14 protein-coding genes are annotated in these 12,060 nt (G+C 48.6%); 8 read left to right on the forward strand and 6 right to left on the reverse strand.

What is annotated here, in order from left to right:
- Positions 1-102: 102 nt before the first annotated feature.
- Genes AC3WTF_RS11170 through AC3WTF_RS11185 form a run of 4 tightly spaced genes read right to left on the reverse strand, consistent with a single transcriptional unit; the run spans position 103 to position 2,847 of the window.
- Positions 103-564, reverse strand: a complete 462-nt coding sequence (locus AC3WTF_RS11170) for a hypothetical protein (RefSeq protein ID WP_007410251.1) — start codon at positions 562-564, stop codon at positions 103-105.
- Positions 564-791 (reverse strand): non-oxidative hydroxyarylic acid decarboxylases subunit D, encoded by a 228-nt coding sequence (locus AC3WTF_RS11175; RefSeq protein ID WP_007410250.1) that lies wholly within the window; start codon positions 789-791, stop codon positions 564-566. The genes AC3WTF_RS11170 and AC3WTF_RS11175 overlap by 1 nt, the downstream gene beginning before the upstream one ends.
- Positions 792-808: 17 nt before the next feature.
- Positions 809-2,230 carry a phenolic acid decarboxylase BsdC gene (gene bsdC / locus AC3WTF_RS11180; protein WP_007410249.1) on the reverse strand — a complete coding sequence of 474 codons (1,422 nt, stop codon included), beginning with the start codon at positions 2,228-2,230 and terminating at the stop codon, positions 809-811.
- Positions 2,231-2,232: 2 nt separating this feature from the next.
- Positions 2,233-2,847 carry a non-oxidative hydroxyarylic acid decarboxylases subunit B gene (locus AC3WTF_RS11185; RefSeq protein ID WP_106080111.1) on the reverse strand — a complete coding sequence of 205 codons (615 nt, stop codon included), beginning with the start codon at positions 2,845-2,847 and terminating at the stop codon, positions 2,233-2,235.
- 93 nt (positions 2,848-2,940) lie between these two features.
- On the opposite strand from AC3WTF_RS11185, the gene AC3WTF_RS11190 reads away from it, so the two are divergent.
- From AC3WTF_RS11190 to AC3WTF_RS11215, 6 genes are all read left to right on the forward strand, one after another.
- Positions 2,941-3,813 carry a LysR family transcriptional regulator gene (locus tag AC3WTF_RS11190; RefSeq protein ID WP_015416796.1) on the forward strand — a complete coding sequence of 291 codons (873 nt, stop codon included), beginning with the start codon at positions 2,941-2,943 and terminating at the stop codon, positions 3,811-3,813.
- Positions 3,814-3,941: 128 nt separating this feature from the next.
- A complete protein-coding gene (gene tcyA / locus AC3WTF_RS11195; RefSeq protein ID WP_020955311.1) occupies positions 3,942-4,739 on the forward strand; it encodes a cystine ABC transporter substrate-binding lipoprotein TcyA in 798 nt (265 codons plus the stop codon).
- On the forward strand, positions 4,726-5,430 hold the full coding sequence (locus AC3WTF_RS11200; protein WP_003156375.1) for an amino acid ABC transporter permease: 705 nt from the start codon (positions 4,726-4,728) through the stop codon (positions 5,428-5,430). Before tcyA ends, AC3WTF_RS11200 begins: the two co-directional genes overlap by 14 nt.
- A gap of 12 nt (positions 5,431-5,442) precedes the next feature.
- Positions 5,443-6,186 carry a cystine ABC transporter ATP-binding protein TcyC gene (gene tcyC, locus AC3WTF_RS11205; RefSeq protein WP_012116781.1) on the forward strand — a complete coding sequence of 248 codons (744 nt, stop codon included), beginning with the start codon at positions 5,443-5,445 and terminating at the stop codon, positions 6,184-6,186.
- Positions 6,187-6,267: 81 nt separating this feature from the next.
- Positions 6,268-6,915, forward strand: a complete 648-nt coding sequence (locus tag AC3WTF_RS11210; RefSeq protein WP_077392018.1) for a YczE/YyaS/YitT family protein — start codon at positions 6,268-6,270, stop codon at positions 6,913-6,915.
- Positions 6,916-7,012: 97 nt separating this feature from the next.
- Positions 7,013-7,687, forward strand: coding sequence for a 4'-phosphopantetheinyl transferase family protein (locus tag AC3WTF_RS11215; RefSeq protein ID WP_007410244.1), 675 nt, complete (start codon positions 7,013-7,015; stop codon positions 7,685-7,687).
- Here the strand turns inward: AC3WTF_RS11215 and AC3WTF_RS11220 are convergent.
- Positions 7,682-8,992, reverse strand: a complete 1,311-nt coding sequence (locus tag AC3WTF_RS11220; protein ID WP_007410243.1) for an aminotransferase-like domain-containing protein — start codon at positions 8,990-8,992, stop codon at positions 7,682-7,684. The two genes, AC3WTF_RS11215 and AC3WTF_RS11220, sit on opposite strands and share 6 nt — an antisense overlap.
- A gap of 118 nt (positions 8,993-9,110) precedes the next feature.
- Between AC3WTF_RS11220 and AC3WTF_RS11225 the strand changes: the two genes are divergently transcribed.
- Both AC3WTF_RS11225 and AC3WTF_RS11230 read left to right on the forward strand, forming a co-directional pair.
- Complete coding sequence (locus tag AC3WTF_RS11225; protein WP_007410242.1) at positions 9,111-10,073, forward strand: DMT family transporter; 963 nt, start codon at positions 9,111-9,113, stop codon at positions 10,071-10,073.
- Positions 10,070-10,609, forward strand: a complete 540-nt coding sequence (locus tag AC3WTF_RS11230) for a YcxB family protein (RefSeq protein WP_007410241.1) — start codon at positions 10,070-10,072, stop codon at positions 10,607-10,609. Before AC3WTF_RS11225 ends, AC3WTF_RS11230 begins: the two co-directional genes overlap by 4 nt.
- A 34-nt stretch (positions 10,610-10,643) precedes the next feature.
- Here AC3WTF_RS11230 and AC3WTF_RS11235 read toward each other — a convergent pair whose 3' ends face one another.
- Positions 10,644-11,954, reverse strand: coding sequence for an aminotransferase class I/II-fold pyridoxal phosphate-dependent enzyme (locus AC3WTF_RS11235; protein WP_039062591.1), 1,311 nt, complete (start codon positions 11,952-11,954; stop codon positions 10,644-10,646).
- Between the last annotated feature and the right edge of the window lie 106 nt (positions 11,955-12,060).

Genomic DNA, 12,060 nt, shown 5'->3' on the forward strand with positions numbered 1-12,060 from the left:
CCAGCCGCCGGTCACATACCGACAGCTGGCTGCTTAAAGGTGTTTTGATCCCTGTCTCAAAAACGGGGGTCAGTCCCTCGTCCGCAGGCTTTTTTGATGCGTCTATTGTTTTAACTCCTCAAGTGTTTCTCTCCATCTCTTCAAGACATCTTCCGGTTCGTGGAGCTGGATGGCCGGTCCGGATGTCAGATCCGCGTATTTCGCCCGATCTTCCTTGACGGTGATCACCCGGCAGCTGAACCGTTCCCGCTCGTGTTTCGCCTCTTTCAGCGGCGGAAGCGCCTCACATTCCAATGTGACGTAATATGCGGCTCCTCCGTGCCAGGCGATGAAAAGAGCTTGTCCCGAATGCAGAAGGCTGCTTACGGTCGTCGTGTTTTTCCATAAGGCGAGCCGGAGATTTGTTCTGCTCACGGCCACGATTTCACCGGCGCTGATCATGGCCGCGTGCGGACGGCCTTCTTTTGTCACGGATTGGAGCACAAATGCGTCGTGCTGCTTTTTTTCAAGCTCCGTCCCGTCTAAAAGTGTGTAAAGCGCCTCTGGCAAGTGCTCCGTCAGCATTACGCTTTTCTTTCCGGAACAGCGGGTACATGTGCGGCCGTCTCCGTTTCTTTCGGATCGATTTTAAATGCCGGGTTGAATGCCGCCGGATTCGTGATGCTTTCCGGTTCACAGGATCTCCATGTGAAAAAGCAGGTTTGGCATTGGTAAATTTCCCAAGCGCCTTTGACCGGCGATTGGCTGACGGTTTCTCCTTTTTTCGATTCACAGCGCGGGCATGTTTTCATTGCAACCTCATCCTTTCTTATTGATTCATTAAGTCCATCAGTTTTTGTTCCCATTCTTTCGTTGTCAGCGGAGAATCAAGCGGCTGAGAATAATGGCCTCTTGTTTCCGGCGCGGCGGGCGTCGTGGCGTCAAGAATCATTTTGTGTGTCATCCCTGCCGGATCAGACCCCGGGTCAAGCGGAAGGACGGACAGGTCAGGAATGATGACTGCATCGTGTTTCGGATGCATTTTCGTTGAGAGCGCCCACATGACTTGCGGCAGGTTAAACGGATCGACATCCTCATCCACGACAATGACCATTTTGCAGTAGCCGAGTCCGTGCGGCGTGGTCAGGGCGCGCATGCCGACCGCCTTGGCAAATCCGCCGTAGCGCGTTTTCGTTGAAATGATGGCGATCAGGCCGTGCGTATACATCGCGTTCACGGCGACAATCTCGTTCGGATAAGCTTCCTTGAGCTGCTGGTAAAGCGGCACGCACGTATTAATGCCGATCATATAATCGCACTCCGTCCACGGCATGCCTAAGTATAAATGTTCAAAAATCGGATTGTTTCTATGATATACCCGTTTGATTTTGATCACCGGCATGCTGCGGCCGCCTGAATAATGGCCCGTGAACTCACCGAAAGGTCCTTCGTATTCCCGCTCTCCCGCAAGGATCTCTCCTTCCAGAACGACTTCAGCGCCCCAAGGGATGTCTAAGTCAGACAATTTAGATTTGACGATTCTGTAGGGCTCCCCTTGAATCGCGCCGGCCATTTCATACTCGGATTGATCGTATAACAGCGGAGTTGACGCAGCTGTCGTAATCACCGGCTCACAGCCGAGCGCGATCGTAACGGGAAGATTCACGCCGCGTTCTTCAGCTTGGCGAAGATGAATCGCAATATCATGCTGAGGCACGGGCTGAATGCCGAGGCGGTCTTTTCCCTTTACCTGCATTCTGTAAATGCCGACATTCTGCTTGCCGAAATTGTCCGGATCTTCAAGATCGCGGGAAATGACGCACGCTTTATCCAAATAATAGCCGCCGTCCCCCTGGTTGATTCTGAATAGCGGAAGGATGTCAAATAGATTGATATCTTCCGTTATTTCATTTTCATGAAACGGCGCGGTTTCTTCCCGTTTGACCGGCACCGGAAATGCATCGTACCGTTTGGCGAACTCAAAGAATTGTTCTTTAACAGGCGTATCTTTCGGCATGCCGAGCATCATTGCGTGATTCGGCCACGAGCCGATGACATTCAGAGCCACCTGCGCATGGTGATGTCCGTAAATATTGTTAAACAAAAGCGCAGGGGTTTTATCCCCGAGATTGCTGGCTGCACGCGCAGCGGCGCCCAGATCCGGCTCCGGTTTTACCTCTTCGTTGACTGTTAAGAGCTGCCCTTCTTTTTCAAGAGCGGCGAGAAATTCCCTAAAATCCTGATAGGCCATTATCAGATTCCTCCTTTTTGTTTTTCAATTCCGTACCACCGTTTCGCTTCCGGCAGACGGATGCCGAACTGATCGAGCGTCCGGAACACAATATGGTCGATCAATTCATCCATGTCAGCCGGCTTGTTATAAAATGCAGGCATCGGCGGAAGAATGACGGAACCCATTTTTGTAAGCGCTAGCATATTTTCTAAATGGATTTGGCTGAGCGGCGTTTCTCTAGTCAGCAGCACAAGTTTTTTCCGCTCCTTCAGGATGACGTCAGCCGCCCTTGTCAGCAGATTGTCAGCCATTCCGGTGCGGATGCTTGCCAGTGATTTCATGCTGCACGGAGCGATGATCATCCCGTCCGTTTCAAACGAACCGCTTGAAATCGCCGCGGCTTGGTCTTTGTGAGAATACGTAAAGGATGCGAGTTTCTCGACATCTTTTAACGTATAATCGGTTTCATGTGTAATGGTGACATTTGCCCAAGGAGACACGACAAGATGGGTTTCGATCTCCGCGGCTTTTAAATATTCTAAAAGCCTGATCCCGAATATGGCTCCCGTTGCCCCGGTCATTCCGATGACGAGCTTCATATCGACCCCTCCTTTACGCTTGAAATGTGGTGTCAAAACCATCATACTCCTGATATATCCATATGAAAAATATTCGTTAAATCTATGTATCATACCTTAAAGGTATAAAAGAAAGGAGCGAGCGTTCTCATGGATATCCGGCAATTGCGTTATTTCATTACCATTGCCCAAGAGCAGAAAATTACGACGGCCGCCAAAAAGCTTCATATGGCACAGCCGCCTTTAAGCAGACAGCTGAAACAGCTCGAAGAAGAATTGGGCGTCATTCTGTTTGACCGCAATAAAAAGAAACACATGACCCTTACATATGAAGGAAATGTCTTTTTGAAAAGAGCGAAAGAGATTCTTCATAAGTTTGAGGATGCCATTATCGAGGTACAAGAGCTGAAGGAGGAGGTGGCCGGGACACTTGCCGTCGGGTCAACCATTTACTGCGCCGCGCTCATGCTTGAGAAAGTGTCACAGATGAAAGAGCGGTTTCCGCATCTCACCTTTAACATTTGGGAAGATGAGCCTGTCTCACTGCTCGAGCTTCTGGAAACCCGGCAGATTGACGCCGCCGTCACCACCACCTTGATTAAAAACGACGGCATTGAATCGAAGGAGCTTGAAGACATTCCGTGTGTATTGGTGCTGTCCGAGCATTCAAAACGACTGTGCGGTGAAACGATTAAACTGAATGACATCGCCTCTTTGCCTTTGATCCTTTTGCGCACCGTCAATGGAAGAGGTGTGTATGACCAAGTCCTCCAAGTTTGTGAACAGTACGGTCTCGACCTTCAGGTTGTCTGTGAATGCCATGACTCCGCGACGCTCTTGAGCCTCGTATCATCAGGGTTCGGCGCCACAATTCTGCCTTTGACGATGATTCCCGTCCATATGCGCTCGCATGTCAAAACGGTTATCATCGAAGACAACCCGTTTGTCATGACACCGGCCGTCATCTGGAGAAAAGACAGCTATCTGCCGAAGCCGGTCAGACAGTTTTTGGAATTATTTTGATCCGGAACACGAAGAATTCCCGCTTATGAAAACCAATTACTTGACTCATACTAAAAAAAAGTTATCCTTTACAATTGGGAGCTATTTTTTCTCAATAAAACTACTCAGAAAAGTGGGGAATAAAGAAGATGAAAAAAGCATTATTCGCTTTGTTCATGATGGTCAGCATCGCAATGCTTGCAGCCTGCGGAAACTCACAGGACAGCGGATCTAAGTCAAAAGACGGCGATCTTTGGGCTTCTGTCAAGAAAAAAGGCGTACTGACCGTCGGCACAGAAGGAACGTACGAACCGTTTACCTTCCATGATAAAAAGAGTGACAAACTGACCGGGTATGATGTTGAAGTGATTCAAGAAGTCGCGAAACGCCTCGGTCTGAAAGCTGACTTCAAAGAAACACAATGGGACAGCATGTTTGCCGGATTAAACGCGAAACGGTTTGACGTCGTTGCCAACCAAGTCGGCAAAACAGGCCGTGAGAACCAATATGATTTTTCGGATAAATACACAACGTCAAATGCAGTCGTCGTGACGAAAAAAGACAGCACGATTGCGAAAGAGGCTGATGTCAAAGGAAAAACAGCGGCTCAGTCATTAACAAGCAATTACAATAAATTAGCGAAAGAAGCCGGCGCGAAAATTGAAGGCGTTGAAGGCATGGCTCAATCCCTTCAGCTCATTCAGCAGGGCCGCGCTGATCTGACTTACAACGATAAGCTTGCCGTACTGAACTACTTAAAAACGTCCGGCAATAAAAACGTGAAAATCGCGTTTGAAGCAGGCCAGCCGCAGCAGACGTATTTCGCATTCCGAAAAGGAAGCGGCGAACTTGTGACTCACGTCAACAAGGCGTTAAAAGAAATGAAAGAGGACGGGACTCTTTCTAAAATAGCGAAAAAATGGTTCGGCGAAGATGTTTCTAAGTAACATGCCGGAACCCGTGATTGCAACAGCCATTCCTTGGGATCTGGTGCAGCAGTCATTCTGGCCGATTCTTTCCGGGGGAATCTATTACTCGATTCCCCTTACCATTCTTTCCTTTATTTTTGGAATGATCATCGCGCTGATTACGGCGCTCGCCAGAATGTCAAATATGAAACCATTGAGATGGGTGTTCAGCGTATACGTATCAGCGGTGCGCGGCACTCCTCTTCTCGTTCAATTGTTCATCATTTTTTATCTGTTCCCGACATTTAATATTACGCTGGACCCTTTCCCAAGCGCAGTCATCGCGTTTTCATTAAACGTGGGCGCCTACGCTTCTGAAATCATCCGGGCATCTATTTCATCCGTGCCGAAAGGGCAATGGGAAGCCGGTTATACGATCGGCATGACCTATCGCAAGACATTGTTCCGCGTGATCCTGCCGCAGGCGTTTCGCGTGTCCATTCCGCCATTATCAAATACATTTATCAGCCTGATCAAGGATACATCTCTCGCGTCACAGATTCTCGTCGCGGAGCTGTTCAGAAAAGCGCAGGAAATCGGCGCGCAAAACCTTGATCAAATCTTGGTCATCTATATTGAAGCCGCCTTTATTTATTGGATCATCTGCTTCTTGCTGTCAATCGTACAGCACGTGATCGAACGGCGTCTCGACCGTTATGTGGCCAAATAAGGAGGTTTCGATATGCTTTCCGTCAAAGGATTAAATAAATCATTCGGACAGAATGAAATTTTAAAAAAGATAGATATGGAGATAGAAAAAGGGAAAGTCATCGCCGTTCTGGGGCCGTCCGGTTCAGGAAAAACGACGCTTCTGCGCTGTCTGAACGCGCTTGAGATCCCCAATCGCGGCGAGCTGGCATTCTCCGATTTTTCAATAGATTTCTCCAAAAAAGTGAAGCAGGCTGATATTCTTCGCCTCCGCCGCAAATCAGGCATGGTCTTTCAGGCGTATCATCTGTTTCCTCACCGCACGGCGCTTGAAAACGTCATGGAAGGACCCGTTCAAGTGCAAAAGCGCGACAAGGAGCAAGTCAGAAAAGAAGCGATGGAGCTTCTGGAAAAAGTCGGACTGAAAGACAAAATGGATTTATATCCGTTCCAGCTTTCCGGCGGTCAGCAGCAGCGTGTCGGCATCGCCCGCGCGCTTGCGATTCAGCCCGAGCTGATGCTGTTTGACGAACCGACGTCAGCGCTTGATCCGGAGCTGGTCGGCGAGGTGCTTAAAGTGATTAAGGATCTGGCGAACGAAGGCTGGACGATGGTCGTCGTCACCCATGAAATCAAATTCGCGCAGGAAGTGGCCGATGAAGTCATCTTCATTGACGGCGGCGTCATTGTGGAACAAGGACCGCCGGAGCAAATTTTCTCCGCGCCGAAAGAAGAACGCACGCAGCGGTTTTTAAATCGTATACTGAATCCTTTGTAGGAGCGGGAGAAGAAGCGAAACACTGATTTCGCTTCTTCTTTTTTTTGGCGGTTATGCTACAATGACAATTAATGAAATTTTATGAAAGAAGGGACCTCTTTGAAGCGGGAATTCTTGATGCGCTGGACGTTTTATTTTGCCGGTCTGTTAATTTTGTCTTTCGGGGTATCGTTAACCATTAAAGGAAAAGCTCTCGGCATCAGCCCTTGGGATGCCTTTCATTATGGGCTTTTTCAGCATTTCGGGCTTTCTGTCGGCCAATGGTCCATCGTGGTCGGCGCGGTCATCGTGGCTTTAACCTGCCTGTTCACAAGGACACTCCCGAAAATCGGCGCTATCTTAAACATGGTGCTGATGGGAATGTTTATTGATTTCTTTTCGTTTCTGCTTCCTGAGACGCACGCTTTTTCCTTAGCGGCCGTGTTTTTTTCTATCGGATTGCTGCTGATCGGCTGCGGCGTCGGTATTTACGTATCAGCAGGGCTCGGCGCGGGCCCCCGGGACTCTCTGATGATGCTGATATCTGAAAAAACGGGCTGGAACGTGCAATGGGTGCGGAACGGCATTGAGCTGACGATTCTTGCCGCAGCCTGGATGATGGGCGGACCGATCGGCGCCGGAACCATTATTACGGCTGTTTTGACGGGGCTGATTCTGCGTTTTTCTTTGCCGCAGTCCTCTAAACTGTTAACATACGCGATCTCCGGGCGGGCAACGTCCGTTCATTAAAAACAAAGCCGAAACGGTTTTGTTTTTTTATTTTCGGACAGCTTTCGTCTGATATGATAGGATGGTTTTGACAATATTTTCAGACGGAGGATCGGACATGAAGATTTACGGAGTATATATGGACCGCCCGCTTTCTGCAGGGGAAGAGGATCGGATGATGGCGGCCGTGTCCGCCGAAAAGCGGGAAAAATGCCGGCGCTTTTACCATAAGGAGGATGCTCACCGCACCTTGATCGGCGACATGCTGATCCGCACCGCTGCGGCGAAGGCTTACGGACTTGATCCGGCAGGGATTTCATTCAGCGTTCAGGAATACGGAAAGCCGTACATCCCCGCGCTTCCGGACATGCACTTTAATATTTCCCACTCCGGTCGCTGGATCGTGTGCGCCGTTGATTCAAAACCGATCGGCATTGATATTGAAAAAATGAAGCCCGGCACGATTGATATCGCCAAACGGTTTTTTTCGCCCACGGAATACAGTGATCTGCAAGCGAAACACCCCGATCAGCAGACCGATTATTTTTACCATCTGTGGTCGATGAAAGAAAGCTTTATCAAACAGGCCGGAAAAGGGCTTTCCCTGCCGCTTGATTCATTCAGCGTCCGCCTCAAAGACGACGGCCATGTGTCCATTGAACTTCCGGACGGACATGAACCTTGTTTCATCCGCACATATGAGGCGGACGAGGAGTATAAGCTGGCCGTTTGTGCGGCGCATCCCGATTTTTGTGACGGGATTGAGATGAAAACGTATGAAGAGCTGTTATAAGCAATCCGTCAGCATTTTGATGCCTCGCGTGATATCCCCTGTCTTGACGTTGGACACGTTGAGTTTGATGATATTTTCTTTCGGAAAATCCGATAGGTAATGGCTCTCAATCGGCTCCACCAGCACGCCTTGCGCTTTCAGACGCTGCACAACTCTTGAAGCGGAAAGGCTTTTCTCCAGCACGAGATGGGTATGGATCGACGTTTGCTTTACAGAAAAACCGCCGTACTCCTGCAGCGCGTTTTGGAGCAGCTCGGAACGTGCTCTGTAAGAGGCCCGGATTTTTTCTTTATGCCTTTTGAACATGCCGCTTTTGATATACACTTCAAGGGCCGCTTGGGATATCATCGAACAGTCGATATCGCTCAGCTTTTTATACGTATGGAAAACCGGGGCCAGCGAATCCGGGAGCACAGCCGCTCCAACACGCAGCCCCGGAAAAATCATTTTCGAAAAGCTTTTCAAATAAATCACGCGGGAAGACAGATCGTAGGCGTACAGCGGGTCTGCCTTCTGATTGTCCTCTAAATCTCCTAGGAAATCATCCTCAACCAAATAAACGTCATACGCCTCCGCTAATCGGACAAGCTCTCGTTTTTGCCATTCTGTCAGAGAGCTGCCGAGCGGATTATGAAATCGGGGCATCGTGTAAAAAAACTTAATTTCCTCCGTCTGAAACAGCCGCTCGACTTCCGCCATATCAAGCCCCTCAGCCGTCCGTTTAATGCCGCAGGCGGGAAGGCGCAGCGCTTCAAGCTGCTCCACCATCAGATGATAGCCCGGCTGTTCGATTAAAATCTTCTTTTTTCCGTTCGGAAACGGCATCAGAGACAGCAGGGATAACGCCTGCTGCACACCCGAGGTGATAAAAATGTTCCGCTCTTTTGCAAATACCTGATAATCGGATAACAGCGTCTGAAGCACCCGGATTAAAGACGGAAGCCCCTGCGGCGTGCCGTAAATGAACAAATCATTTTTATACATATCAATGGCTTTGTTGATGCAATGCTGAAAGTCGCGGTACGGAAAAATATCAGGGTCCGGCGCCGAGGCTGCAAAATCAATGATACCTGTTTGTTCTCGCTCCTGCTTTTTTTCATTTTTAATAAGATAGTAGCCGCTTTTCGGCACGGCATAAATAATGTGCCGTTTTTCAAGCTCCTGAAGCGCACGGATGACGGTGCTTTTACTGACGTGAAAACGCTCGGCCAGCTGCCTGATAGAAGGCAGCCGCGCCCCTTCCTGAAAAGTGCCGCCTTCAATGAGACTCTCCACTTCTATCATCACGTTCATATACTTTTCCATGCTGAACCTCCATCTGTACCGGTACAGTTTATCATTATTCTCATTGTACTGCTTCTTCCCTTCCCATACAATAAAAGGGAGCGGCCGGCGCTCGATCTCATTAAAGGAGTTCGTAAAGATGATTAATCAAAACCGTTTGGCTGCTGCTTACCTCGCTGCCATTTTAAATGCGCTGATTATCGGTTTTTCCTTTATATTTGTCAAGATTGCGCTTCAATCCGCCAATCCGTTTGATATATTGGCTCATCGGTTCACAGCGGCCTTCATCTGTGCAATGCTTCCTGTTTTATTCGGCTGGATCAAACTGTCCGTCAGCTGGAAGAATGTGCTGGCGATCTTGCCTTTGGCCCTTTTATATCCGGCTTTGTTTTTCAGTTTTCAGGCGTTCGGCCTTTTGTATTCTTCATCATCGGAAGCCGGTATCATTCAAGCCGCCATCCCGATTTTTACGATGCTGTTTTCGTCTTACTTTTTAAAGGAACGTCCGACATGGGCGCAAAAGGGATTCACATGCCTGTCAGTGGCCGGGGTGGTATTTATTTTCACAATGAAAGGGGTGTCCGCGGAATCGGCGAGTTTTAAAGGTGCTTTCCTGATCCTGTTGTCCGCGCTGTCCTCCGCCCTTTACAATACGGCAGCGAGACGCATGACCCAGCGTTTTTCATTGGGTGAGCTGACCTGGTGCATGTCTGCGATCGGCTTTGCTTCCTTCAACTGCATCGCTCTCTTCCGGCACGGAGCGGAAGGAACGATCGGGCAGTATTTTCTGCCCTTCCGCGATCCCGGTTTTATCGCAGCGATTCTGTATTTAGGCATTTTGTCTTCTCTCATTACATCATTGATGTCAAACTACGCGCTGTCCAAGATTGAAGCGTTTAAGATGAGCGCCTTTAACAATTTTTCCGTCCTCGTGACGATGCTTGCGGGTGTCCTCGTTCTCCATGAGTCACTCCGCTGGTATCATATCGCCGGCGCCGTCTGTATCGTCATCGGAGTCTTGGGAAGCAATGCTTCAGGACGGCGGAAAAAAAACATATTACGACATAGGGAAAAAATGAAAGGAAACGAAGACGGAATATGATCAACACACGAAATGAAAATATCTATCTCGCGGGCTGCTTAACATTTGCCGATGTAAGAAAACACTTTGCTTATCATCAAGGAAAATCCGCGGCTGTCTGTTTTTTGATTATGCTGCTGGCTTCTGCCATCTGTTTTGAAATGAACGGCCCGGTTACAGGCGGCACATGGGGCGTCAGAGCTCTCCTGAATTTCCTTGCAGCTGTGATTCTCTCTTTGGCAGTCACGGTGATCGCAACGGCAATCTCATTCTTCCGTCTTTACAGAACATACAAAACGAATCAGCGGCTGAAATCTGCCAGAAGTATTACGATTCATCAGCTCGGAATCAGCCAAAAACAAAAAAACGCAAGCATTCTTTTTGAATGGGATGAACTGCTCTCGGCTAGGGAGCACAAAGATATGTTTCGATTACAAACATCGGGTTACGGAACACTTCTGCTGCCGAAACGACTTTTCTATTCGCAAAAAGATATCGCCGTTTTCAGGCAAATGCTCCGGGAAAATGTGAATGGGAAAGTAAATGTAACAGAATAAAAGACAAAAAGGAGGGTGTCCCCCTCCTTTTTTGTCAGCCTGATATTTCCGCCTGTTTCTGCAGCTGCTTTGCTTCCTGATAAATTTCTTCGAACAGATCCGCGATGTGTTCTTCTTCAACACATGAAAATGCGATTCGCAAATCGGTTTCATTAATGGATATCGTCCCGATTCCTCTCTTTTCAAGCAACGACACTCTCAATTCGCCGGCGTTTATGTCTTTCAGCCGGACACACATGAAATAACCAGAGTTAAACGGGTAAGGCGTCCATACGTCATCATAGTGCTTGTTTTCTGCAAGAACGGCTTTCACTTTGTCAGCCCGTTTTTTCATGATGTTATATTTCAGCGATTTTTCTTTCTCGTATTCCGGTGACTGCATCGCCCGCAGCATAAACGTTTGGGACGGGTGCGGGGCGCTTGAAATCGTTCCCCTGATAATCCCTTTTGTTTTTTCCTCGAGCACGCGCAGCGCTTTTTCGCTTTTTGTGCTGTACGTAATAAAACCGACGCGGAAGCCCCACGCGTAATTTTCCTTCGTCGCGCCGTCTATTTTCACGCAAAGCACCCGGTCGTGCACTTGGGCGAGTTTGCTGAAGATGGATTCCTGAATGGCCGTTTCATCGTAAAACAGATTGTAATACGCATCGTCTACGAGCACGACAATCTCTTTGCCGGCTTCTGCCGCCTCCAGGATCACGCTGACGATTTCTGACGCTTCCTCTTCTCCCGGCGTGTAGCCTGTCGGATTATTCGGGAAATTCAGCACGACAATCGCCTTTTCTTCCTGCTTTTTCAGCAGCTCGGACAGCCCCGCCGCATTAAAACGCCCATCCTGCTGAAAAAGCGGGTAGGTCTCAATGGATGCCTTGCGCCGGACACCGAAAATGAAATTGTAATTTCCCCAATATTTATCAGGCAGAAGCAGCGTATCCCCTTCATTGACGAACAAGTCGGCGGCGATGCTCAGCCCGTGTGTTAAAGCGTTTGTCACGATCGGCGTGCTGATGTCTTTGCCGGCTAATGAAGGATTTTCGAGACGCATTTTTTTCAGCCATTCCTGTCTGAGCGGCTCTTTTCCCTGCGGCGGAGCATAATCGTAGATATCATCGGGGTTATAGGCGGACAGTGTCTCTTGAATATGGGAAAAGTGCATGGACTCGCCCTGTGAGGTGGCAATCCCGATCGTGGCATTATACTTTCCGGCCTTGGCTTTCGCTTCCGCCGATTGTGTCAGCACCCCTTTCGGATAAAACAACTCTCTGCCCAAATCAGAAAGCATATGAAGCACGTGCGGGTTTTCTTCAGATAATGTTCTGTTCAGCTCTTTTGCTGCATCATTCATGTACGACAATCCCTTCAAAATTATATTCCATCAAATCATAACATAAAATTTTTGATAAATGAGAAAACTCGCGGGCGGATTTTGTTACAAAAAACAGACAGCGAAT

The sequence above is a fragment of the Bacillus sp. EB106-06-01-XG163 genome (genome assembly GCF_058791615.1).